Annotated in this window: 17 protein-coding genes and 5 tRNA genes; 12 read left to right on the forward strand and 10 right to left on the reverse strand. The window is 71.3% G+C overall.

The features are described 5' to 3' along the window. Positions 1 to 24 precede the first annotated feature (24 nt). The 3 genes from ACZ6AA_RS06050 (at position 25) to ACZ6AA_RS06060 (ending at position 3157) form a co-directional block, all read left to right on the forward strand. A complete protein-coding gene (locus tag ACZ6AA_RS06050; RefSeq protein WP_468481958.1) occupies positions 25 to 864 on the forward strand; it encodes a DUF4097 family beta strand repeat-containing protein in 840 nt (279 codons plus the stop codon). A gap of 450 nt (positions 865 to 1314) precedes the next feature. Further along, positions 1315 to 2907, forward strand: coding sequence for an acyl-CoA carboxylase subunit beta (locus ACZ6AA_RS06055; protein ID WP_190119839.1), 1593 nt, complete (start codon positions 1315 to 1317; stop codon positions 2905 to 2907). 55 nt (positions 2908 to 2962) lie between these two features. Further along, positions 2963 to 3157: an acyl-CoA carboxylase subunit epsilon gene (locus ACZ6AA_RS06060; RefSeq protein ID WP_468452020.1), complete on the forward strand. Its 195-nt coding sequence runs from the start codon at positions 2963 to 2965 to the stop codon at positions 3155 to 3157. Between the two features lie 136 nt (positions 3158 to 3293). Here ACZ6AA_RS06060 and ACZ6AA_RS06065 read toward each other — a convergent pair whose 3' ends face one another. The 9 genes from ACZ6AA_RS06065 to ACZ6AA_RS06105 all read right to left on the reverse strand — a co-directional run bounded on the left by ACZ6AA_RS06065 (position 3294) and on the right by ACZ6AA_RS06105 (position 17409). Next, positions 3294 to 6332 carry an NACHT domain-containing protein gene (locus ACZ6AA_RS06065; RefSeq protein ID WP_471456471.1) on the reverse strand — a complete coding sequence of 1013 codons (3039 nt, stop codon included), beginning with the start codon at positions 6330 to 6332 and terminating at the stop codon, positions 3294 to 3296. A gap of 91 nt (positions 6333 to 6423) precedes the next feature. Then, positions 6424 to 7008: a GTP-binding protein gene (locus ACZ6AA_RS06070; protein ID WP_030361923.1), complete on the reverse strand. Its 585-nt coding sequence runs from the start codon at positions 7006 to 7008 to the stop codon at positions 6424 to 6426. After that, positions 6989 to 7612, reverse strand: a complete 624-nt coding sequence (locus ACZ6AA_RS06075; protein ID WP_471456473.1) for a DUF742 domain-containing protein — start codon at positions 7610 to 7612, stop codon at positions 6989 to 6991. Before ACZ6AA_RS06075 ends, ACZ6AA_RS06070 begins: the two co-directional genes overlap by 20 nt. Positions 7613 to 7674: 62 nt before the next feature. After that, positions 7675 to 8088 (reverse strand): roadblock/LC7 domain-containing protein, encoded by a 414-nt coding sequence (locus tag ACZ6AA_RS06080; RefSeq protein ID WP_030361925.1) that lies wholly within the window; start codon positions 8086 to 8088, stop codon positions 7675 to 7677. Positions 8089 to 8098: 10 nt separating this feature from the next. Next, the gene (locus tag ACZ6AA_RS06085) at positions 8099 to 11434 is read right to left on the reverse strand and encodes a nitrate- and nitrite sensing domain-containing protein (protein ID WP_468481961.1); all 3336 of its coding nucleotides are present in this window, start codon (positions 11432 to 11434) and stop codon (positions 8099 to 8101) included. A gap of 341 nt (positions 11435 to 11775) precedes the next feature. Beyond that, positions 11776 to 12381: a GTP-binding protein gene (locus tag ACZ6AA_RS06090; protein WP_190119844.1), complete on the reverse strand. Its 606-nt coding sequence runs from the start codon at positions 12379 to 12381 to the stop codon at positions 11776 to 11778. Continuing rightward, positions 12362 to 12766 carry a DUF742 domain-containing protein gene (locus tag ACZ6AA_RS06095; protein WP_190119845.1) on the reverse strand — a complete coding sequence of 135 codons (405 nt, stop codon included), beginning with the start codon at positions 12764 to 12766 and terminating at the stop codon, positions 12362 to 12364. Before ACZ6AA_RS06095 ends, ACZ6AA_RS06090 begins: the two co-directional genes overlap by 20 nt. A gap of 152 nt (positions 12767 to 12918) precedes the next feature. Next, complete coding sequence (locus ACZ6AA_RS06100; protein ID WP_030361929.1) at positions 12919 to 13332, reverse strand: roadblock/LC7 domain-containing protein; 414 nt, start codon at positions 13330 to 13332, stop codon at positions 12919 to 12921. Between the two features lie 9 nt (positions 13333 to 13341). Then, on the reverse strand, positions 13342 to 17409 hold the full coding sequence (locus ACZ6AA_RS06105; protein ID WP_468452011.1) for a sensor histidine kinase: 4068 nt from the start codon (positions 17407 to 17409) through the stop codon (positions 13342 to 13344). Positions 17410 to 17983: 574 nt separating this feature from the next. On the opposite strand from ACZ6AA_RS06105, the gene ACZ6AA_RS06110 reads away from it, so the two are divergent. From ACZ6AA_RS06110 to ACZ6AA_RS06150, 9 genes are all read left to right on the forward strand, one after another. After that, complete coding sequence (locus ACZ6AA_RS06110; RefSeq protein WP_471456476.1) at positions 17984 to 18157, forward strand: hypothetical protein; 174 nt, start codon at positions 17984 to 17986, stop codon at positions 18155 to 18157. A 111-nt stretch (positions 18158 to 18268) separates the two neighbouring features. Beyond that, positions 18269 to 19054: a fumarylacetoacetate hydrolase family protein gene (locus ACZ6AA_RS06115; RefSeq protein ID WP_468452009.1), complete on the forward strand. Its 786-nt coding sequence runs from the start codon at positions 18269 to 18271 to the stop codon at positions 19052 to 19054. Beyond that, a complete protein-coding gene (gene gltX / locus ACZ6AA_RS06120; protein ID WP_468452007.1) occupies positions 19047 to 20525 on the forward strand; it encodes a glutamate--tRNA ligase in 1479 nt (492 codons plus the stop codon). Before ACZ6AA_RS06115 ends, gltX begins: the two co-directional genes overlap by 8 nt. Before the next feature lie 73 nt (positions 20526 to 20598). Beyond that, positions 20599 to 21339, forward strand: coding sequence for an HAD family hydrolase (locus ACZ6AA_RS06125; RefSeq protein WP_468452005.1), 741 nt, complete (start codon positions 20599 to 20601; stop codon positions 21337 to 21339). A gap of 87 nt (positions 21340 to 21426) precedes the next feature. After that, positions 21427 to 21498, forward strand: a tRNA-Gln gene (locus tag ACZ6AA_RS06130). A gap of 41 nt (positions 21499 to 21539) precedes the next feature. Next, positions 21540 to 21612 (forward strand) — tRNA-Glu (locus tag ACZ6AA_RS06135). 62 nt (positions 21613 to 21674) lie between these two features. Further along, a tRNA-Glu gene (locus ACZ6AA_RS06140) sits at positions 21675 to 21747 on the forward strand. Positions 21748 to 21771: 24 nt separating this feature from the next. After that, positions 21772 to 21843: transfer RNA gene (locus ACZ6AA_RS06145), tRNA-Gln, on the forward strand. 23 nt (positions 21844 to 21866) lie between these two features. Continuing rightward, positions 21867 to 21939 (forward strand) — tRNA-Glu (locus ACZ6AA_RS06150). Between the two features lie 127 nt (positions 21940 to 22066). Here ACZ6AA_RS06150 and ndgR read toward each other — a convergent pair. Then, positions 22067 to 22783: an IclR family transcriptional regulator NdgR gene (gene ndgR / locus ACZ6AA_RS06155; protein WP_030361934.1), complete on the reverse strand. Its 717-nt coding sequence runs from the start codon at positions 22781 to 22783 to the stop codon at positions 22067 to 22069. Between the last annotated feature and the right edge of the window lie 188 nt (positions 22784 to 22971).

Raw genomic sequence — 22971 nt, forward strand, 5'->3', positions numbered from 1 at the left:
CAGGATCAGGATGAGGACAGCCCCATGCCAACCTTCGACACCGCCAAGCCCGTCTACGCCTCGGTGATCCTGGAGGTCGGGACAGTGCGGATCACCGCCTCGGACCGCGCCGACACCGTCGTCGACGTGCGCCCCAGCACCGAGTCGCGCCCGGCCGACGTGCGCGCCGCCGAGCGCACCCGGGTCGAGTACGCGAACGGACGGCTCCTGGTGAAGGGTCCCAAGGAGCGCTCGCTCTTCGGCCGGGGCTCGTCCGTCGACGTGGAGATCGCGCTCCCGGAGGGCTCGCACCTGGACGTCACCACGTCCATGGCCGACGTCGGCGCGACCGGGCGGCTCGGGGAGTGCGAGGTGAAGACCTCGGCCGGGGACGTCCGGGTCGAGTGGGTCGGCTCGGCGCGGCTCCACACGGGGTACGGCCAGGTCGTGGTCGACCGCGCGGAAGGTCCCGTCGACGTCACCACCGCGTCCGGCGGGGTCCGGCTCGGCGAGATCGGCGGCGCCGCCGTCATCAAGAACTCCAACGGCCCGACGGAGGTCGGCGAGGTCGTCGGTGACCTGCGCGTGAAGGCGGCCAACGGCACCATCACCGTCGGCCACGCGCTCTCCGACGTCACCATCAGGACGGCCAACGGCGCCGTCGCGGTCGGCGAGGTCGTGCGCGGCGACATCGTCGTGGAGACCGGCATGGGCCGCATCGACGTCGGCGTCCGCGAGGGCACCGCCGCCTGGCTCGATGTCCGCACCAAGGCCGGGACCGTGCGGCAGGCCCTCGGCTCCTCCGAGGGGCCCGGCGACTCCGGCGAGACGGTCCAGGTGCGGGGGCGCACGGGGACCGGGGACATCGTGATCCACCGGGCCTGAGGGGGGTCTGGGCGGGCCTGCATGGGCCTGCGGGGGACGCCGCCCAAGGGCGCGGAGAGCGCTCCGACGGCCCCCGCACGGGCCATGTGCGACCGCCCGCCGGTTGTCGGGCCCCGCCAATTCAGCGAGCTGTCAGCCCGGGCCGCTACCCTTCGCCGGCCGCAAGGGTGCCGCGCGCCCGCGCGGGCCTTCCCGCCGACGTCCTGCGGCGACCGTCACGGGCCGTGACCCGCGACTGCGCAGCGCGTCCGCGGCGGCCCGCTCCAGCTCCGAGTGTGACCTGAGTCTCACTCTCGGCGGTTGTGGAATCCCTACAGCCGAATGGGCCTCTGAGCAGTCACTTCGGCTGCACCCCGGCGCGCTTCTGTTCGGGGGTGCCAGGAAAACGGTCCGGAGACTGTGCAGAGTCGACGGTCCGTTTTCCCTCGTGTCCTTCGTAAGGTCGAGAGCATGACCGTTTTGGACGAAGCTGGATCTTCGGCGGGGGAGCCCACCGACGCGCGGGGCCGAGTGGCCGAGTTGGCCGAGATCCGCGCGCAGGCGCTGGCGGGACCCAGTGAGAAGGCGACCGAGGCGCAGCACGCCAAGGGCAAGCTGACGGCACGGGAGCGGATCGCGCTCCTCCTCGACGAGGGGTCGTTCCAGGAGGTCGAGCAGCTGCGGCGGCACCGGGCCCAGGGCTTCGGCCTGGAGGCCAAGAAGCCGTACACCGACGGTGTCATCACCGGCTGGGGCACGGTCGAGGGCCGCACGGTCTTCGTGTACGCCCACGACTTCCGGATCTTCGGCGGTGCCCTCGGCGAGGCGCACGCCACCAAGATCCACAAGATCATGGACATGGCCATCGCGGCCGGCGCGCCCCTCGTCTCCCTGAACGACGGCGCGGGCGCCCGCATCCAGGAGGGCGTCTCCGCCCTCGCCGGGTACGGCGGCATCTTCCAGCGCAACACCAAGGCCTCGGGTGTCATCCCGCAGATCTCGGTGATGCTCGGCCCGTGCGCGGGCGGCGCGGCCTACAGCCCCGCCCTGACCGACTTCGTGTTCATGGTCCGCGACACCTCGCAGATGTTCATCACCGGACCCGACGTGGTCCGCGCGGTGACCGGCGAGGAGATCTCCCAGAACGGCCTGGGCGGCGCGGACGTGCACGCCGAGACCTCGGGCGTCTGTCACTTCGCGTACGACGACGAGGAGACCTGCCTCGCCGAGGTCCGCTACCTGATCGCGATGCTCCCGCAGAACAACCGCGAGAACCCGCCGGTGGCGCCCTCCGACGACCCCGTCGAGCGCCGCAGCGACGTCCTCCTCGACCTGGTCCCCGCCGACGGCAACCGGCCGTACGACATGACGAAGGTCATCGAGGAACTCGTCGACGACGGCGACTACCTGGAGGTCCACGAGCGCTGGGCGCGCAACATCATCTGCGCCCTCGCCCGCCTCGACGGCCAGGTCGTCGGCATCGTCGCCAACCAGCCGCAGTCCCTCGCGGGCGTCCTGGACATCGAGGCCTCCGAGAAGGCGGCCCGCTTCGTCCAGATGTGCGACGCCTTCAACATCCCGATCGTCACGCTCCTCGACGTCCCCGGCTTCCTGCCCGGCGTCGACCAGGAGCACGGCGGCATCATCCGCCACGGCGCCAAGCTGCTGTACGCGTACTGCAACGCGACCGTGCCCCGGATCTCCCTGATCCTGCGCAAGGCCTACGGCGGCGCGTACATCGTCATGGACAGCCAGTCCATCGGCGCCGACCTGACCTACGCCTGGCCCACCAACGAGATCGCCGTCATGGGCGCCGAGGGCGCGGCCAACGTCATCTTCCGCCGTCAGATCGCCGCCGCCGAGGACCCCGAGGCCATGCGCGCCCGCATGGTCAAGGAGTACAAGGCCGAGCTGATGCACCCGTACTACGCCGCCGAGCGCGGACTCGTCGACGACGTGATCGACCCGGCCGAGACCCGTGCCGTGCTGATCAACTCCCTCGCGATGCTCCGCAACAAGCACGCCGACCTGCCCTCGCGCAAGCACGGCAACCCGCCGCAGTAGCGGCGCACCCCAGACCTTTTCCGTCCGCCGCAGTTCCCACAAGGAGCACACTGCAATGAGCACTCCCGACATCCGTGTCGAGAAGGGCCACGCCGAGCCCGAGGAGGTCGCGGCCCTCACCGCGATCCTGCTCGCCCGCGCCGCCGCGCAGCCCACCGACGCCCCCGTCCACCGCGGCCGCGACAAGGCCGGCTGGCGCCGCCTGGAGCGCACCCCGGGCTTCCGCGCGCCGCACAGCTGGCAGGGCTGAGCGTCCCCGGCGTGAGCGACGGGCCCCGTGCCCTCCCCGGACATCCCCGGGGAGGGCACGGGGCCCGCGCGTGTCTCCGGGGCGCCCCGTGTCTCCAGGGCGCGTTGGTTCTCCCGTTGCTTCTTAAGGGCAGGGGCTAGGGCTCGTTCAGAGGGTGCGGCCGCCCCTCCGGGGTCACGCACCGCCAGATCTCAAGCCCCGTGCGGGACTCCAGGCCGGACGGCAGCACGCACTCCACGACGGTCAGGGCGAGGTGCGGGAGGCCCGCCCGCAGCGGCGCCCAGTCCCGCAGGTCGTAGCCGGTGAGCTCCAGCTCCCGCAGCTGGGTCAGCAGGGCGTCGTCGTCCAGGCCGCGCGGGCGGCCCTTGCCCGCCAGGGTGAGCCGCCGCAGGTGGTCGCAGTCGGCGAGCGGGCCCAGGTCGTAGTCGGCGGGCAGCTCGCCGAGGCGCAGATGCCGCAGCTGCGGCGGCAGGGGCACGTCGGCGAGCGGGGGCAGGTCCCGGAAGCGCAGCGTCAGGATGCTGAGCCGGGTGAACTCCCGCAGCACATCGAGGCGGTGCAGGCGGCCACGCCCCGCCAGGGACAGGATCGCCAGGTCGGGGCGCCCGCCGAGCAGGGACAGGTCGGCCTCGCCGCGCACGGCGGCCAGCCACAGGGCGCGCAGCGGGGGCAGTTCGGCGATCCGGGCCAGGTCCTGAATCGGGTACTCCACGGCGACCCAGCGGATCCGGTCGAGCCCGGTCGCGTACGTCCACTGCCCGGGATGGCTGAGGTGCACGATCAGCTCGCCCAGGGGCAGCTTCGGCAGCACGGTGCGCGCGTACGCGGCGGCGTCGAAGTACTCCCAGGAGTCGAGGAGATGCTGTCCCACGCCGACCCGAACACCCCCCGCGTACCGCTCCAGATGGGTCAGCGCCCCGTCCCCGCCGATCTGCGCCGCCGTCGCGACGGTCGCCGCCGCGGCCGTGTCGCTCAGCCCTGCCAGAGTCTCGGGAAGCAGCCGCAGCAGCGGCGGCCCCACCGCCGCCAGGGACGCCACCTCCGACTTCCGCCGCGGCGGCACCAGGCGCGCCACGGCCTCGTCGAGCCGTACCGCCAGGGTGTCCGGCACCGACGGCATCGTCTCCTGGCAGGAGGCCGCGACGAGGCGCAGCGCCCGCGAATGCCGGGGCTCGCGCTCGGCGCGCTCCAGGACACCGCCCAGTAACTCCTCCTGCTGGGTGCGGTTGGCGTGGCCCGCCGCCATCACCACCGTCTCGCGCCACAGGTCCAGGTGCGCCCGCCCCACCAGATTCCCGATCCGGTCCTCCACGGCCGCCTCGTACGCCGCCAGATACTCCTGGAACGTCCGGTGCACGAAGTCAAGACGGCCCTCGGCGGGGGAGCGGAGCACCCCGGAGCGGTGCAGCAGATGGTCCAGGACGGCGGGCCCGTCGAGGCCGTCCAGATGCCGCATCGCGGCGAGCTTCGCGGTGACGTGGCCCGCGGCCCGCTCCGCGGCGATCTCTGTGCGGCTGTTGTCCGACAGGCGCCAGGCCAGATCGCGCAGCAGGCACAGCTTGTCGGTGAGCGTCAGCGGCACCGGCAGCTCGCTGAGCACGCCCCGGTCGTTGTCGCGCTGCTGCACGAGGACTTCGAGGGTCATGCGGTACAGCTCCATGCGGTTGCGGGGGAGCTGGCCCCGGCGCGCCAGGTGCAGTGCGCAGAGCAGCGCCGCGAGCAGCGGGTTCGTCGCCAGGGACTGCAGGTGCGGGCGGTCCTGGAGGTTGGTCACCAGAGAGCGTTCGTAGCGCGGCAGGTCCTCCTCCGCGCAGGCCAGGCCGGAGCCGTCCCGCACCGCCTGGTGCCACTGGCGGATGAAGGAGGTCAGGTCGGCCGGGGTCATCCGGGCCAGATGCAGCGCGGTGAACTCCTCGGCGCGCAGCCAGTCGCTGCGGGCCGCGGCGGGACGGGACGTCACGACGACGCGGGAGTCCGGATACTGGTGCAGCAGCCCGCGCAGCCACTCCCGCACGCCCCGCCGCTCACCCGCGAGCAGTTCGTCGACGCCGTCCACCAGGAGCAGCACCCGCCCGTCCGCGAACGCCCGGTGCATCCACCCGGCCGGCATCAGCCCCGTCAGCGGCCCCGCCACCCGGTCCAGCATCGCCTCCGGGGCGGGCGGCGGGCTCCCCGCGTACTGCCGCAGCTTGACCAGGACCGGGATCAGGCCGTTCCACCCGGCGAGGTCCCCGGTGAAGGCGCCGCGCGCCGCCGTCACCGCGAGCCACTGCAGGAGCGTCGTCTTGCCGGACCCGGCCTCGCCGCGCAGCAGCACCCGGGGCGCGTCCCGCAGCGCCGCCTCCACCCGCATGCTGGAGGACCGCTCGGCCTCCCGCGGCTCCCAGTCCTGGGCGCCGGACCGCAGTGCGGGACGCGGCCGGTCCCGGCGACGGGACCCGCCGTCCTCCGAAGTGCGCAGGCTGACGTACGCCACCGACAGCTTGGTGCGCGGCGCGCGGTCGGACGGGCCGAGGCCGAACAGCTCGATCTCGTCCAGGGACTTGCTCACCAGGCTCAGGTACTGATTGCGGAACGCCTCGTCCTCGCCGGTGCCCTGCGGCGCGTACAGGGAGCGGGCCGGGAGGCGTTCGAGGATCTTCTGGAGTTCGTCGGCGAGCGAGGTCGACCGGGCGAGGAGGTCGGTGACGGCGCGCTCGGTGAACACCGGCAGCCTGCGCAGCACCCGGACGTAGCAGTCGCAGCACTCGGCGAGCACGATCTCGTGGAACCGGGTCTCCACCTCGGAGAAGCCGTCGGGCACCGGCACCGCCGCGCGCACCCGCCGGGTCAGCTCGGCCGGGTCCGCGTCCGATCCGAGCACGGCCTCGTCGGAGAGGTCGGCGCGGACGAAGGCGTCGGTGACCGCCGTGAGCACCGCCTCGCGGCCGTGGTCCGTGAGCCCGCGGAACTCGTGCTCAAGGAGGGGCTGCACGCGCCCGGCGACGGCGTCCGCGATCTGCTCGAACTGCCGCTCCACACCGCGCCGCGCCCGCAGGCCGGGCACCCGCACCCGGATCAGCTCGCTCATGGACGACTGGGCCTGCTGCTCGCGCTCCCTGGGGGCGAGCCACAGTCGCACCGCCCTCGTCGCCACCGTGCTGCCCAGCCGTACCGCCGCCGCCTCCGCGCTCATGCACGCAATTGTGGGCGAACACACACACCGGCGGGGCCCGTTCCGGTGAGATCCGGCAAACGGGCCCCGCCCGGCGAGGTTTTCGGCGGTGCTACCGCAGGCGGGCCATCAGCGCGTGCTCGACCAGCGTGATCAGAGCGGACTTCGCGTCGGCGCGGTGGCGGGCGTCCGTCGTGATGATCGGGGTGTCCGGGCCGATCTGCAGGGCCTCGCGGACCTCGTCCGGGGTGTACGGCTGGTGGCCGTCGAAGCCGTTGAGGGCGATGACGAACGGCAGCCCGGAGTTCTCGAAGTAGTCGACGGCGGGGAAGCAGTCGGCGAGCCGCCTCGTGTCGACCAGGACGACCGCGCCGATGGCGCCACGGACCAAGTCGTCCCACATGAACCAGAAGCGGTCCTGGCCGGGCGTGCCGAACAGGTACAGGATCAGGTCCTGGTCCAGGGTGATACGACCGAAGTCCATGGCGACGGTGGTCGTCGTCTTGTCCCCGGTGTGGGTGAGGTCGTCGATGCCCGCGGACGCGGACGTCATGACGGCCTCGGTGCGCAGCGGGTTGATCTCAGAGACCGCCCCGACGAACGTGGTCTTGCCCACGCCGAAGCCGCCCGCCACCACGATTTTCGCGCTGGTGGTGGAGCGGGCTGTTGCTCCGCCGCTAGAGCTTGCGAAGTCCACTGAGCACCCTTTCGAGCAGTGTCACGTCTGGCTGGCCGCCGGCGGTCTCGTCGCCGCCGGGCTGATGGATGGCGACAAGTCCGGCCTCCGCCAGGTCGGCGACGAGGATCCGGGCAACGCCGAGGGGGATGGAGAGCAGGGCCGAGATCTCGGCCACTGATTTGATCTCGCGGCACAGGGTGCAGATGCGCTGGTGTTCCGGCAACTGCCCCTGCAGCTGATGCGGTTGTGCGGTGGTGTGGACCAGTGCCTCGATGGCGAGCTGGTACCGGGGCCTGGTGCGGCCGCCCGTCATGGCGTACGGGCGCACCAGAGGGTTGGACGCGGCCGGTGCGGGCGCCGGCTCCGAGGAGCGGCGCTGCGGCTGCACCGGCTGGATCCGGGGTGCGTACGGCTGGTCGTACGGGCTTGCGCCGGGCGCCTGGGGGCCCGGCTGCCGATACTGCGGCTGACGGCGGTGGCTGGGCGCGGAGGGGAAGTTGTACCGGTTCTGCGAACCGTCACCCTGGCCCTGGCCGTGGCCGGAAGGCCAGTTGGCCGAAGACGAACCGTCTGGGGGTGTTGCAGCCACGTACTCCTCCTCCGAAACTGTGCTCGGCACCATCACTGTGGAGCCGCGTCCCGAAACCTTACGACCCCGGGACGCGAATACGCACCGTCTGTCTGTCAGTTGAGCAGGCTCCCCTGAAGCTCCGCGCGCAGGTCCGGAGTGAGGACGGTGCCCGCACGGTCGACGAGAAGTGCCATCTCGTACCCAATGAGACCGATGTCCGCCTCTGGGTGGGCGAGTACGGCAAGGGAGGAACCGTCGGAGATGGACATGATGAAGAGAAATCCTCGCTCCATCTCCACAACGGTCTGGGTCACAGAACCGCCCTCGAAGATCCGGGAGGCCCCGGCCGTGAGGGAGGTCAGGCCCGACGCGACCGCCGCGAGCTGATCGGCTCGGTCGCGCGGGAAACCTTCGGACATCGCCAGAAGGAGTCCGTCGGCGGAGACCACCACGGTGTGGGACACCCCGGGGGTGTTGTCCACGAAGTTGGTGATCAACCAGTTCAGGTTCTGCGCCGCCTGGCTCATCGGGCTCACACTAACGCTCCTGGTTGTAGGTGCTATCAGGGCTGAAGCCCTGGCCATTCGTGTCACTGCCCGCGCTGCGGCCCCGCTGGACGCCGCGGCGCAGGTTGCTCAGCCTGCCCCGTACTTCCTCGGGGTCGCGGGAGACCTGGGGGCCGCCCTGCGGGGTCTGCTCCGCGGTGCCCTCGACCAGGTTGGCCTTGGGCACCCGCCGCGGGAGACCGGACGAGGTGACCCCGCCCGCCTTGGGCTCCCGCAGTTGCTCGGCGCGCTGCCAGCGGTCGTCGTTGGACGAACGCCAGCCGGGGCTCCGCTGCTCGTCCTGCTGGGCCTCGCCCCGCAGGTCACCGTCGTGGCTGTCGCCGCTGCGGCTCTCCGGGTGCTGCGCGGCGGGGGCGGCACCGTTGCCGTTCGCCGCCGTGCTGCCGCGGCGCGGAAGGCCCGCGTCGGTCAGCTCGTGGGCGGCGGACGGAGCCGGCGGCGTCGACGCGGCAGGTCCCGGACGGTCGAAGCCTACGCGCTCCTGCTCGCCCGCGTCAGTCGTCGATGCGGGTTCCGCTTCGGGAGCGTAGCCGTCCTGGTACTCGTCCTGGTAACCGTCGCGCAGCGGCCAGTCGTCCTGGTGGGAACGTTCCGGATAGGTGGCGAACGGCTCCTGGAGACCGCCCGTACGAGCGTCGTGACCGCCCTGGCCGGACTCCGTATAGGCGGCGTCCTGATAGCCGTCCTGGGTCGTGTAGTACGACTCGTCGTACGCCTGCGCACCCTGGTCGTAGCTCTGCCGCGCGTCGTAGCCGGACTGGTCCTGGTCGTATCCGGGCGTCTGCTGCCCGTCGTACGCGGCCCCCGCGGGGTCGTACGCGGCGTGCTGGTCGTCGTACGCCGGGTGCGGCACTGCCCCGTCCGCGTACCCGCCCTGCTGGTCCGGGTAGTCGTAGCCGGACGGCTGCTCGTACGTCTCCTGGCCGTCCTGGACCTCGTCGCGGAACAGCGGGCGCTCGGCGGCGGGCTGGCCCGAGTGGGCCTGCGCCTCCAGTGCGGCGCGGCGTTCCTCACGCATCAACGAGCGGCCCACGGGGTCGAGTTGACCGCCCGCCTCGGCGCCGTCGGCGTGGTAGCGGCTGTCGTCGAAGCCCAGCTCGGCGGCCGTGCGCAGCGGCTCGACCTCGGGGACCTGCTGCTCCGGGATGATCGAGGAGACGGTGAACTCGGAGTCGTGCCCCTGCAGTTCGCCACCGCCACCGTGGGTGATGTTGTCCGGGAGCATGACGAGCGAGGTGGTGCCCGCCTGCTCGCCCGAGGGGCGCAGCTGGACCCGGATGCCGTGCCGGTCGGACAGGCGGCCGACCACGAACAGGCCCATGCGCTGGGAGATCGCGGCGTCCACGGTCGGCGGGTTGGCGAGGCGGTGGTTGATGTCCGCGAAGTCCTCGGCGGTCAGGCCGATGCCCTTGTCGTGGATCTCGACCATCACCCGGCCGTCCGGGAGGCGGGTCGCGGTGACCTTGACCTTGGTCTGCGGCGAGGAGAACGCCGTGGCGTTCTCGAGGAGCTCGGCGAGCAGGTGCACGAGGTCGGTCACGGCCAGGCCGTGGATCTCGGCCTCGGGGACGCCCGACAGCTCGATGCGCTCGTACTGCTCCACCTCGGAGGATGCGGCACGCAGCACGTCGACGAGCGGCACCGGCTGGTCCCAGCGGCGGCCGGGCTCCTCGCCGGAGAGGACCAGGAGGTTCTCGCCGTTGCGGCGCATACGGGTCGCGAGGTGGTCCAGGCGGAAGAGGCTCTCCAGCTGGTCCGGGTCGGCCTCGTTGTTCTCCAGGTCGGTGATGAGGGTCAGCTGGCCCTCGATCAGCGACTGGTTGCGGCGCGACAGGTTGGTGAAGATCGCGTTGATGTTGCCGCGGAGCAGGGCCTGCTCGGAGGCGAGCCGGACGGCCTCGCGGTGCACCTGGTCGAAGGCGCGGGCGACCTCGCCGATCTCGTCCGTGGAGGTGATCGGGATCGGCTGCACGCGGGTGTCGACGCGGCCCGGGTCGGTGCGCGAGAGCTGGTCGACGAGCATCGGCAGGCGCTGCTCGGCGATGCCGAAGGCGGCGGTGCGCAGGCTGCGCATCGAGCGGCTCATCTGGCGGGCCATGAGCCCGGCCAGGATGAAGGCGGCGAGCAGCGCGACCACGACGACGGCGCCGGTGATGAAGGCGTCGGTCTTGGCGTTGTCGGCGATGTCGGACGCCTCGCTCACGGCCTTGTCCGCGAGGTCGGCCTCGATGGCGCGGTAGGCGTCGAACTTCAGGCTGGTGGCGTTCCACAGGGCGGGGGCGGTGACGCCCTTGCCCGCGAGCGCGACGAGCGCGCTCGGCTGGGTGGAGGACAGGCCCGCGATGAGGGCGACGGACTTCTCGCCGCTCGGCATCGGGACGTACTTCTTGCCCTGGGCGCGGGCGGCGGCCGCGGCCTCCTCGGACTGCTTCTCGCCCGCGGCGGTCAGCTTCTTCTTCGCCTCGTCGAGCTTGCGCACGTCCTGGGGCGTGCCACCGCCGGTGTACTCCTGGATGGCGATGTTCTCCAGGTACACGTACGAGGAGAAGGCGATCTTCTGCCGGGACAGGTCGGACTGGGTCGGACCCGGCTTCGTGAGGATGTGGGTGCCGATGGAGCGCTGCAGGGAGAGCGCCGCCTTGGCCAGCGACACCGCGTAGACGGTGCGGCCGTAGGAGGTGATGTTTCCGGTGCCGAGGCCGAGCTCGTTGGCGAACTCCATCAGCGGGTGCTGGATGCCGACGTAGGCCTCTTCGGTCTGGACGCCGGGGAGCTTGCTGGTGTAAGCGGCCTCGCGCAGGCCCTCCAGCTTCGGCTCGACCTTGCGGAAGCCCTCGAGGCGGCGCTCGAGGCCCTCCTTCGACGGCATGTCCTTCGCGGCGTCGTCGAACGCGGCGGCCGCGGCGTCGGTGGCCTTGCGGGCCTTGACCACGGCCGGGCTGTTCTTCTTGCCCTTGAGCAGCGGCGCGGCGGAGACGTCGCGCTCCTCGATGAGGCGGTTGCCGTAGTCGAGGGAGGCGCGCACCAGCCGGGCGGTGGCCTCGGCGTCGCGGGCCTCGTCCCAGGTGTCGATGGCGCCCTTCACCTGGAAGCCGCCCATGACCAGGCCGACCAGCACGGGTATGAGCAGGATCGCGTTCAGGCGGGTCGGCACGCGCCAGTTCCTGGGCGACATCCGACCGCCGGAGGCGGCCCCCGGCTCGTTGCCGGGCGCGTCCGCGGCGGGTGCAGCGGCGCGCGGCGGCGGGGTGAAGTTGCCCCGCGTGTCCCGGTCCGGGGATGCGGGGCTCGTCTTGCTTCGCCTCACTCGACCAACAACCTCTCGGCGGCGGCTCCCGCGCTGGTGCCGCTGTCGTCTCCAAAGGCCCGTGCTACTGGGCAGTTCAGCGCATTCCAGCACGTCAGGCAGTGCTCTTCCAAACAGTAGGAAAGAACAGTTCCGAGTGGTGTAAGCCTCAGATAAATCGGTCATAAAGAGCGAGCCCCGCCAAAAGGCGGGGCCCATGTGAGCACAGCGAGACCAGCCGACCGCGATGTGTGGCGGGGTCGGCGCAATTCTCTGTCGAAACGTTATGAACACGGCAGCCGTCCGTGTCAAAGGACACAGATCGTTCCGTGTGCTCTACGGCAACTTCCGTATGCCCCCGCCTACTTGAGACGTGCCATCAATGCGTGCTCAACCAGTGTGATCAGGCCACTCTTTGCGTCCGCACGGTGCCGGGCATCGGTGGTGATGATGGGTGTGCCCGGTCCGATCTGCAGTGCTTCGCGCACTTCGTCGGGGGTGTAGGGCTGGTGGCCGTCGAAACCGTTGAGGGCGATGACGAACGGCAGGCCCGAGTTCTCGAAGTAGTCCACAGCCGGGAAACAGTCGGCCAGACGCCGGGTGTCGACAAGAACGACGGCACCGATCGCGCCGCGCACCAGGTCGTCCCACATGAACCAGAAGCGGTCCTGACCGGGCGTGCCGAACAGGTACAGGATCAGATCCTGGTCGAGCGTGATGCGGCCGAAATCCATCGCCACCGTCGTGGTGGTCTTGTCACCGGTGTGCGTGAGGTCGTCGATGCCCGCGGACGCGGACGTCATCACGGCCTCGGTACGCAGCGGGTTGATCTCCGACACCGCGCCCACGAACGTGGTCTTGCCGACGCCGAAGCCGCCCGCCACCACGATCTTGGCGGACGTGGTGGACCGGCCGGCACCGGCGTCGGAGCCCGCGAAGCCGCCCCCGTTAGAGCTTGCGAAGTCCACTGAGCACCCTTTCGAGCAGTGTCACGTCGGGCTGGCCGCCGGCGTTCTCGTCGCCGCCGGGCTGGTGGATGGCGACGAGCCCGGCCTCGGCCAGGTCGGCGACGAGGATGCGGGCCACACCGAGCGGCATCGAGAGCAGCGCGGAGACCTCGGCCACCGACTTGACCTCACGGCACAGGTGGCAGATCCGCTGGTGCTCGGGGAGCAGCCCCATCAGCTGGGCCGGGTCGGCCGTGGTGCTCACCAGCGCCTCTATCGCGAGCTGGTAGCGGGGCCGGGTCCGGCCGCCGGTCATCGCGTACGGACGCACCAGCGGCTGGTCGCCCTCGCCGTACCCGGCATGGGCTGCGCCGTACGGGTCGTGAGAGGCGGTGGGCGGGTTCATGGATCCTCCGGGCGGGACAGCAGTTGTCTGCGTTCCGTCTGACAGAGCCGGGTGGGGGCATGACTGGCGGCCGGACGGTGGTCGGTACGTTCGGTCGGCTCGCTCGGACGGTGGGGCGGCCGGGCGAGGGCGGGCGGGCCGTGGGAGGAGGCCTAGTGGAGCAGGCTGCCCTGGAGTTCGGCGCGCAGGTCCGGGGTGAGGACGGTGCCCGCGCGGTCGACGAGGAGGGCCATCTCGTAGCCGACGAGGCCGATGTCGCACTCGGGGTGCGCGAGAACGGCGAGCGACGAACCGTCGGAGACGGACATGATGAACAGGAAGCCGCGCTCCATCTCCACCACGGTCTGCGTGACCGCGCCGCCCTCGAAGATCCGGGAGGCCCCGGCAGTGAGGGAGGTCAGGCCGGAGGCGACGGCCGCGAGCTGGTCGGCGCGGTCGCGCGGAAAGCCCTCGGACATCGCGAGAAGCAGGCCGTCGGCGGAGACCACGACCGTGTGGGACACCCCGGGGGTGTTGTCCACGAAGTTGGTGATCAACCAGTTCAGGTTCTGTGCCGCCTGGCTCATCGGACTCAACTAACGCTCCTGCTGGTGAGTGGGGAAACTGCCGGTCTGGCCGGTACCGGCCTGGCGACCCTGCTGGATGCCCCTACGAAGATTGGTCAGCCGGCCGCGCACGTCGTCGGGCGCACGGGAGACCTGCGGCCCCGCGCCCTCCTGAGCCTGCTGTGCGGTGCCCGCCACGAGGTTCGCCCGTGGCACCCGGCGCGGCAGCCCGGAAGTGGTGACGCCGCCCGCGGAGGGCTGCCGGACGCGCTCGGCCTGGCGGCCCAGTTCGTCGTTCGGCGATGTACGCCAAGCGGTGTTGCTGGTGTTGCCGGTGGTGCTGCTCGTACTGCCGTTGCCCGCGGTCGGAGCCGCGGCCGGGGCCGGGGAGCCGCCGGGACGCTGGGGCAGCGGAGGAGTGCCGAGGCCACCCGCGCGGCCCTGGTCGGGCGCCGGGCGCTGCGGCAGCTGCTGCTCGCGCTGCGGAAGCGGCTGCTGGGCGCCACCGGCGTCGGGACGGCGGACCGGCTCCGGGCGGTGCCCGGGCTCGGAGCCGTTGCCGCGCGGGGCCCCCGGCTGCTGGGAGCGGCGCGGCTGCGGACGCTGCGGGAGCCCCGGGTGGCGCTGCTCGGCCTGACGGTTCTGCTCGGCCTGCTGCTGTGCCTGCTGTGCCTGGGCCTGCTGAGCCTGTGCCTGGCGCTCTTCCTGCGCCTGGCGCTCCTGCTCGGCCTGTTCCTGGGCCTGCTGGGAGAACCAGTTGGTCTCCAGCGTGTCGTACAGCGGCGTACGGCCGTCCAGCGGTCCGGACGCGGGCGGCAGGGCCTCCGGCTCGGACTGCTGCGGGGCCTGCTGCTGGGGAGACTGCTGCTGCGGAGCCTGCGGCAACTGGGCCTGCGGGCGCTGCGGGGCGGGCGGCTGCTGGCCCTGGGGCTGCTGCGGCGCGCCCTGGCGGTCGCCGCGCTGACCCTCGCCCGGACCCTGGCCGCGGCGCGGCGCGGGCGGACGCGGCACGGAGAACTCACCGGTGCCGTGCGGGGTCTGGCCGCCCTGGCCGCCCTGCGGGGCACCCTGGGCGGGGCCGCCGAAGACGTCGGAGCGCATGAACTCGCCGGTGCCCTGCCCGTCCGGGGCCTGGGCGGCGCCGTTCTGGCCCGACGTGCCCGGGGGCGGGCCGTCGAAGTCGGGGCGGTCGAACTGGGCGGTGGAGCCGGGGCCCTGGCGGTCGTCGAGGCCTGCGGGGACCGCGAACTGACCGGTGGACTCGGGCTCCTCGTGGCCGCGGGGGGCGTCGAACGGCTCCCGGGAGACCTGCGGCTGCGCGTTCTCGTCGCTCCAACTGGGCGTACGGGGCTGCGGGTTGCCGCCCGGCAGCTCGGCGCGCGGGGTGTTGCCACGCTGACCGGAGCCCGGCCGGGGCGGCAGCTGCGGCCGACGGCCCTGCTCGCCGCCCGCGTCGTTCGTACGCTGCTGGGGCACCGGGGGCTGCGCCATGCCGGCACCGGGGCGGCTGCCCTGGGAGAAGCCGCTCCGGCCGCCCTGCGGGGCCTGGGGGCTCTGCGGCAGCTGCGGCGCCTGCGGACGCTGGGCGCCGCCGGGGCCGTTCGGCGCCGAAGGACCGGCGAGACCAGCGGGACCGTTCGCACCGGCACCCCCGCCGGGCCCGGACGCACCGGCCCCCGCGAGACCGCCCGGCGCCACCGGGGACCCGGCCGACGGGCCCTGGTTGCCGCCGCGTGCGGGCAGTGCCGCGCGCGGTCCGGGACCGGAGGGCACCTGGCCGCGCTGCGCACTCGCGCCGGGGCCGACCTGGCCACGGGCGCGTGCGGCGCCGCCGAGACCGGCCGCCACGCCACCGCCGCGCCGGGCGGCGGCGGCACCCGCGGCCGCCTGGGCCGCGGCAGGACCGCCGGTCGGGGCGGGCGCGCCCGCCTTGCTCGGGACCTTCTTGCCGCCCTGGGCGACATCGACGGGCAGCATGACCAGCGCGGTCGTACCACCGGAGTCGGAGGGGCGCAGCTGGATGCGGATGCCGTGGCGCTGCGAGAGGCGGCCGACCACGAACAGACCCATGCGGCGGGAGACGGAGACGTCCACGGTGGGCGGCGAGGCGAGCCGCTCGTTGATCGCGGCGAGGTCCTCGGGGGAGAGGCCGATGCCGGTGTCGTGGATCTCGATGAGCACGCGGCCGTCGGGCAGCGCGTGACCGGTCACCTTGACCTTGGTCTGCGGCGAGGAGAACGAGGTGGCGTTCTCGAGCAGCTCGGCGAGCAGGTGCACGAGGTCGTTGACGACGCGTCCGGCGACCTCGGTCGAGGGCACGGCGGACAGCTCGATGCGCTCGTACTGCTCCACCTCGGACGCGGCGGCGCGGAGCACGTCGACGAGGGGCACGGGCCGGGTCCAGCGGCGGCCCGGCTCCTCACCGGCGAGGACGAGGAGGTTCTCGCCGTTACGGCGCATGCGGGTCGCGAGGTGGTCGAGCTTGAACAGCGAGGACAGCTGGTCCGGGTCGGCCTCGCGGGACTCCAGCTCGGAGATGAGCGAGAGCTGGCGCTGGATGAGGCCCTGGGAGCGGCGCGAGAGGTTGGTGAACATCGCGTTGACGTTGCCCCGCAGGAGGGCCTGCTCGGCGGCGAGGCGGACGGCCTCGCGGTGCACGTCGTCGAAGGCCGCGGCCACCTGGCCGATCTCGTCCCGGGAGTGCACACCGACCGACTCCACGGACGTGTCGACGTCCTGCGGGTCGGACTCGGAGAGCTGCTTGACCAGCTCGGGCAGGCGGTCCTGGGCGACCTTGGTGGCGGTGTCCTGGAGCCGGCGCAGCGAGCGGATCATGGACCGGGCCACGACGAAGGCGCCGACGAGCGAGACGCCGAGCACGAGCAGGATGAGCGCACCGTTGAGGATGGCCTGCTGCTCGGACTCGTTCCTGAGCGACCGGGCCTTCTGCTCCATCTCGTCGAGCAGCGTCAGCTCGATCTTCGACATCTCCGAGATCTTGGTGGAGTCGGCGTCCACCCAGTCCTTGTAGGAGCGCTTGCCGCGGAGCTTGATGCCGCCCTCCTGCTCCAGCACGCGCTTGGCGTAGGAGTTGGCGGCCTGGATGGCGGAGTTGCCCTCGCTGATGGGCTTGAGGAGCTTCTCGCGGTCACCGGTGTAGATCCGGTTGAAGGACTGGAGCTCCGAGCCCTCCTTGTCCAGGGCGGAGAAGGCGTAGCGGCGGTCGGTCTCGGAGAGCTTGCCGAACTCGCGGTTGTTCGCGGGCAGCGCGGCCGCGATGATGGCGCGCTGCACGGAGGCGTACTCCTTGGCGGAGGAGAACGCGGACAGCGCACGGGTGCGCTGGATCATGTCCGGGTTGCTGGTCGCCTGCGCCATGTCCTGGGAGAGCTTCAGGAGCTGCTCGATGAGCTGGCTGTAGGCGTCGACCGTCTGCGAGAAGGACTTGTCGTCGGCGTACGCGTTGCGGCGCACCTCGTTGATCTTCTGCAGCTGCCGGGTGATCTGGATGGTGCTCTGGCGGACGCCGAGCAGACCCTTGTCGTTGTCGCTGTCTTCCAGCTGCTGGGTGCCGCGCAGGAAGGTGCGGTAGGCGCGGTCCGTCTTGACCCGGGTGCCCTTGACGGCGAAGTCCGAGTCCTTCGCGCCGTGCGCGAGGGGGCCCGCCGACTGGTCGCGCTCCTCCTGGAGCGCCGCGGCCAGGTCGGTGGCCTGCTTGGTCATGTCGGTCAGCAGCTTCATGTTGTCGAGCTGCTCGATCTCGTCGAGGGACGAGTTGATACGCAGCGCGCCCAGCGAGGTCGCGGCGATGACGGGGAGCGCGAGGAGCGAGACCAGGCGTGTGGAGATGCGCCAGTTGCGCAGGGCTATTCGCGGGCCGGGACCCGGGGGTGTCTTGGATCCCTTCGGCGCTCCGCCCGCGGCCGGGCCGGAACCGCCCGCACCGCCGTCACCGGACTGCACCTGTCCGGGGTTCTGGGCGTGCTGGGCCGAGGAGCCGCGGTCACTTCCGCCGCGCTCCGGCTCCGCCGAAGCATCCCCTCGGCCGCGACCGGCCTGGGGAGACCCCTTGCCATCCCTCTTGAAACGTCCCTGCACTAGCGTCGCAACCTCTGGACCAGGCGTCCTGCCGCGTGGACGGCGGGACGGTGTCGGCGTCTCGGGGCGCCAGGCACCCCTTGGTGGTCGTGAGACCGGCGCTGCTCTCCCCCTTCCCGCCGCCACTCGGCGCTGCGTTGCGCCCCTGTGCGCCGGTTCGATCCCGCGGCGGTCCCGGGAATTCCAGCACAGTGCAGGATCTCCAACAAGGCCCGTGGGTCAGCCCATGAACTCCGTGACACCACGTGATTGGCGCGTTACGAGACGTAGAAAGTGAAGTCGCCCATAACGGACTTTCCCGTACGAGAACGTCGGGTGCGACGGGTGTCCCAGTCTTCATGATCAGGAGCGGAATGAGCGCTTCAGGCGGGCAATGTCCGTTTTCAATGGTTGGACCGCGAGCCGGAATTGACCCTTTTGCCCACTACTAAGTGAGCAAACTCACATGAAGATCATGGCCTCTTCTGGACTTTGGTCGGGAATTGCATGTTTAGCCTGACGCTTTACAGGGATGGCGAAACCGACAACCGGCGTCCACCGAGCGGCGCCCCAACCGACAGGGTCGAAACGGCAGATGAAGTCCACGTTGATGTTCCGCAACATAGCCAACCCGCGCCGCACCACCCTCGCGCACCTCAAGGACGCCGACGAGGTGCAGGCCGCGACGGAGCAGCCGGAACACACCACGGAACTGCCGGCCCAGACGGCCAACCCGAAGCGCACCACCCTCATGGACGTGCCGCAGTAGCCGACCGCCCACCGCCCCGGGTGGCGAGCCGCACGGCGGTGAACAAAGAGGACAGCGGCGAAGCCCCATAGACTCGACGCGTCACACTCCACCCAAACGCAAGGGGCCCCGTTGCGCATCGCCAGGTTCTCCATCGACGGCAATGTCGCCTTCGGCGCGGTCGAGGGCGACGCCCCCGACGAGCTCGTCCTCGACATCATCAAGGGCATCCCGTTCGCCGACTTCGAGCTCTCCGGCACGAAGGTCCCGCTGAACAAGGTCCGCCTGCTCCCGCCGGTCCTGCCCAACAAGATCGTGGGCATCGGCCGCAACTACGCGGACCACGCCCGGGAACTCGGCAACGAGATCCCCGACACCCCGGTCGCCTTCTTCAAGCCGTCCACCTCCGTGTGCGGCCCCGGCGACCCCGTCGAGTACCCCTCGTTCTCGCAGGAAGTGCACTACGAGGCAGAGCTGGCCGTGGTCATCGGCCGGATGTGCCGCGAGGTGCCGCGCGAGCGCGTCGCCGACGTCATCCTCGGCTACACCTGCGCCAACGACGTCACCGCGCGGGACGTGCAGAAGCGCGAGAACCAGTGGTCGCGCGCCAAGGGCTTCGACACCTCCTGCCCGCTCGGCCCCTGGGTGGAGACCGACATCGACCTGGCCCGCGCCGCCGACCTGACCGTGCAGTGCACGGTCAACGGCGAGCAGCGCCAGCTGGGCCGGACCGCGGACATGATCCGTCCCATCGAGGACCTCATCGTCCACATCACCGAGGCCATGACGCTGCTCCCCGGCGACGTCGTCCTCACGGGCACCCCGGCAGGGGTCGGCCCCCTCAACGTCGGCGACGAGGTCGCCGTCACCATCGAAGGCATCGGCACTCTCACCAACAAGGTGATCAAGCGTGGCTAACGCGACAAACGTCCGCGTACGTTTCTGTCCCTCCCCGACCGGCAACCCGCACGTGGGCCTGGTCCGCACCGCCCTGTTCAACTGGGCCTACGCCCGGCACAACGAGGGCACCCTGGTCTTCCGCATCGAGGACACGGACGCCGCCCGCGACTCCGAGGAGTCGTACGAGCAGCTCCTGGACTCCATGCGCTGGCTGGGCTTCGACTGGGACGAGGGCCCCGAGATCGGCGGCCCGCACGCGCCGTACCGGCAGTCGCAGCGCATGGACATCTACCGGGACGTCGCGGCCAAGCTCCTCGACGGCGGCTACGCCTACCCCTGCTACTGCACCACCGAGGAGCTGGACGCCCGCCGCGAGGCCGCCCGCGCCGCCGGAAAGCCCTCCGGGTACGACGGCCACTGCCGCGACCTGAGCGCCGAGCAGAAGCAGGCGTACGAGGCCGAGGGCCGCAGCCACATCGTGCGCTTCCGGATGCCCGACGAGGCCACCACCTTCACCGACCTGGTGCGCGGCGAGATCACCGTCCAGGCCGAGAACGTCACCGACTACGGCATCGTGCGCGCCAACGGCGCCCCGCTGTACACGCTGGTCAACCCGGTCGACGACGCCCTCATGGAGATCACCCACGTCCTGCGCGGCGAGGACCTGCTCTCCTCGACCCCGCGCCAGATCGCGCTCTACAAGGCGCTGATCGAGCTGGGCATCGCCAAGGAGATCCCGACCTTCGGCCACCTCCCGTACGTGATGGGCGAGGGCAACAAGAAGCTCTCCAAGCGCGACCCGCAGGCGTCCCTGAACCTGTACCGCGAGCGCGGCTTCCTGCCCGAGGGCCTGCTGAACTACCTGTCCCTCCTCGGCTGGTCGTTCTCCGCCGACCAGGACGTCTTCACGATCCCCGACATGGTCGCGAAGTTCGACCTCGCGGACGTGAACGCCAACCCGGCCCGCTTCGACCTGAAGAAGGCCGAGGCGATCAACGCCGACCACATCCGCATGCTGGACGTGAAGGCCTTCGCCGAGGCCTGCGCCCCCTGGCTCAAGGCCCCCTTCGCCCCCTGGGCGCCGGACGCCTTCGACCAGGAGAAGTGGGACGCGATCGCCCCGCACGCCCAGACCCGCATCAAGGTCCTCTCCGAGATCACGGACAACGTCGACTTCCTGTTCCTGCCGGAGCCGGTCTTCGACGAGGCGTCCTGGACGAAGGCGATGAAGGAGGGCAGCGACGCCCTGCTCCGCACGGCCCGCGAGAAGCTGGACGCGGCCGACTGGACCTCGGCGGAGTCCCTCAAGGAGGCCGTCCTCGCCGCCGGTGAGGCGCACGGCCTGAAGCTCGGCAAGGCACAGGCCCCGGTCCGCGTCGCCGTCACCGGCCGCACGGTCGGCCTGCCGCTCTTCGAGTCCCTGGAGATCCTGGGCAAGGAGACGGCCCTGGCCCGTGTCGACGCGGCCCTGGCCAAGCTCACCGCGTAACCGCGCGGGTACGTCCCGTACGAAGGGCCCGGAAGCCACCATGGCTCCCGGGCCCTTCACGTACGTTCGGACCATGACGATCAACGCTGTGCCGATCAAAGCCATTGTCTGGGACATCGACGACACGATCTTCGACTACGCGCACGCCGACACCGAGGGCATACGCGCCCACCTCGTCGCCGAGGACCTCCTGGCCGGGTACGGGACCGCCGAGCAGGCCCTCGCGCTGTGGAAGGAGACCACCGAGCGCCACTGGGCCCGCTTCGGGGCCGGTGAGGTCGACTTCGAGACGCAGCGCCGCGACCGGGTGCGCGACTTCGTGGGTGCCGCGCTCGACGACACCGAGGCCGACGCCTGGTTCGCCCGCTACCGCGCGCACTACGAAGCCGCCTGGACCCTCTTCCCGGACACCCTGCCGACCCTGGACGCCCTCGCCGACCGCTACCGGCACGCGGTCCTGTCCAACTCCGCCCACTTCGTGCAGGACCACAAGCTCCGCACCCTCGGCGTGCGCGACCGCTTCGAGGCCGTCCTGTGCGCCGCCGACCTGGGCGTTTCCAAGCCCGCGGCGGAGGCGTTCCACGCCGTGTGCGCGGAGCTCGACCTCGCGCCCGCGGAGATCGCCTACGTCGGCGACCAGCCGGAGATCGACGCCCGCGGCGCCCGCGACGCGGGCCTGCTCGGTATCTGGCTCGACCGCAACGGCTCGGCCCAGGAAGGCCCGTCGGGCATCCACCGCATCGGCGGCCTCGCCGAGCTGCCCGCGCTGTTGCTGGCCGATACCCGTTTTGGAGCGCCGTCCACCTTCGGGTAATGTTCTTCCTGCGCCGCCCGAGAGGGCCGAAAGGTCCGGCCGGGAAGCGCAAGTCAAACAAAGCCCCCGCAGGGGGTTGCGCTTTGATGGCCTATGGTGTAATTGGCAGCACGACGGTTTCTGGTTCCGTTAGTCTAGGTTCGAGTCCTGGTAGGCCAGCTCGCAGAGCTCATCTGCAACCGCGGATCACGATCCGCAAAGCCCCCGTTGTGTAGCGGCCTAGCACGCTGCCCTCTCAAGGCAGTAGCGCCGGTTCGAATCCGGTCGGGGGTACAGATCCTTCCCGTGAGGACAGTTCGGGTCGCACCCGCTGACCTCAATGCAGGATCGCTAGGGCCCCCGTTGTGTAGCGGCCTAGCACGCCGCCCTCTCAAGGCGGTAGCGCCGGTTCGAATCCGGTCGGGGGTACTGTGGTCTGGTTTAGACCACCAGTGGGCTATGGTGTAATTGGCAACACGAAGGTTTCTGGTTCCTTTGTTCTAGGTTCGAGTCCTGGTAGCCCAGCGCAGTATCAGCAGTACGAGCAAGCCCCCGTTGTGTAGCGGCCTAGCACGCCGCCCTCTCAAGGCGGTAGCGCCGGTTCGAATCCGGTCGGGGGTACGCGAACAGGAAGCCCTCCCCGGTCGGGGAGGGCTTCTTCGTGTTCCGTGTGCGGATGCACGACACCCCCAACTCCCGCCCGCCGCTGCGGCGTTGGAGCCGCGGGCCGGAGATGGGGGTGGCTGCGTCAGCTGGTGCGGCGCAGGGCCTCGGAGAGGCGGCCGGCCGCGTCGATGACGGCCTGGGCGTGCATCCGGCCCGGGTGCCGCGTCAGCCGCTCGATCGGTCCGGAGACCGAGACGGCCGCCACCACCCGGTTCGAAGGACCGCGCACCGGCGCCGACACCGACGCCACCCCCGGCTCCCGCTCACCGATCGACTGCGCCCAGCCCCGGCGGCGCACACCCGACAGGGCCGTCGCCGTGAACCGCGCGCCCTGCAGACCCCGGTGCAGCCGCTCCGGCTCCTCCCAGGCCATCAGGATCTGCGCCGACGAACCCGCCTTCATCGTGAGCGTCGAACCGACCGGCACCGTGTCCCGCAGACCCGAGAGGCGCTCGGCGGCGGCCACGCAGATCCGCATGTCGCCCTGGCGGCGATACAGCTGCGCGCTCTCGCCCGTCACGTCCCGCAGATGCGTGAGCACCGGACCGGCCGTCGCGAGCAGCCGGTCCTCGCCCGCCGCCGCGGCCAGCTCGGCCAGGCGCGGGCCCAGAATGAAACGGCCCTGCATGTCTCGCGCCACCATCCGGTGGTGTTCCAGAGCCACGGCCAGACGATGGGCCGTGGGTCGTGCGAGCCCGGTGGCCGCGACCAACCCGGCAAGGGTGGCGGGACCGGACTCCAGGGCGCTCAGGACAAGGGCTGCCTTGTCGAGAACGCCTACGCCGCTAGAGTTGTCCATGCAACGATACTCGCGTCTCACTCTGTGAAACGCAAGTTCAAAAATTCCGGGAACCCGCCACTCTGTAGGAGCGGTCCGCAGACCAACGGATTCGCGGCCGGCGTCCGGCACGCAGTCACGAGGGGTACGGCGTCGGCGAACCGATTCTCTAGTTGGGCCGGCGCACGACGCCGGTCGGAGGGAAAGCG

Source organism: Streptomyces sp. NPDC040610 (assembly GCF_055594065.1).

Excerpts from the sequence above, each read along its gene's own strand:
- ACZ6AA_RS06050 (WP_468481958.1), top strand. The coding sequence starts at position 25 with ATGCCAACCTTCGACACCGCCAAGCCCGTCTACGCCTCGGTGATCCTG.
- ACZ6AA_RS06100 (WP_030361929.1), bottom strand. The coding sequence starts at position 13,332 with ATGAGCCAGGCGGCACAGAACCTGAACTGGTTGATCACCAACTTCGTG.
- ACZ6AA_RS06125 (WP_468452005.1), top strand. The coding sequence starts at position 20,599 with ATGACGATCAACGCTGTGCCGATCAAAGCCATTGTCTGGGACATCGAC.
- ACZ6AA_RS06060 (WP_468452020.1), top strand. The coding sequence starts at position 2,963 with ATGAGCACTCCCGACATCCGTGTCGAGAAGGGCCACGCCGAGCCCGAG.
- ACZ6AA_RS06055 (WP_190119839.1), top strand. The coding sequence starts at position 1,315 with ATGACCGTTTTGGACGAAGCTGGATCTTCGGCGGGGGAGCCCACCGAC.
- ACZ6AA_RS06065 (WP_471456471.1), bottom strand. The coding sequence starts at position 6,332 with ATGAGCGCGGAGGCGGCGGCGGTACGGCTGGGCAGCACGGTGGCGACG.
- ACZ6AA_RS06110 (WP_471456476.1), top strand. The coding sequence starts at position 17,984 with ATGAAGTCCACGTTGATGTTCCGCAACATAGCCAACCCGCGCCGCACC.
- ACZ6AA_RS06095 (WP_190119845.1), bottom strand. The coding sequence starts at position 12,766 with ATGAACCCGCCCACCGCCTCTCACGACCCGTACGGCGCAGCCCATGCC.
- ndgR (WP_030361934.1), bottom strand. The coding sequence starts at position 22,783 with ATGGACAACTCTAGCGGCGTAGGCGTTCTCGACAAGGCAGCCCTTGTC.
- ACZ6AA_RS06075 (WP_471456473.1), bottom strand. The coding sequence starts at position 7,612 with ATGGTGCCGAGCACAGTTTCGGAGGAGGAGTACGTGGCTGCAACACCC.
- ACZ6AA_RS06080 (WP_030361925.1), bottom strand. The coding sequence starts at position 8,088 with ATGAGCCAGGCGGCGCAGAACCTGAACTGGTTGATCACCAACTTCGTG.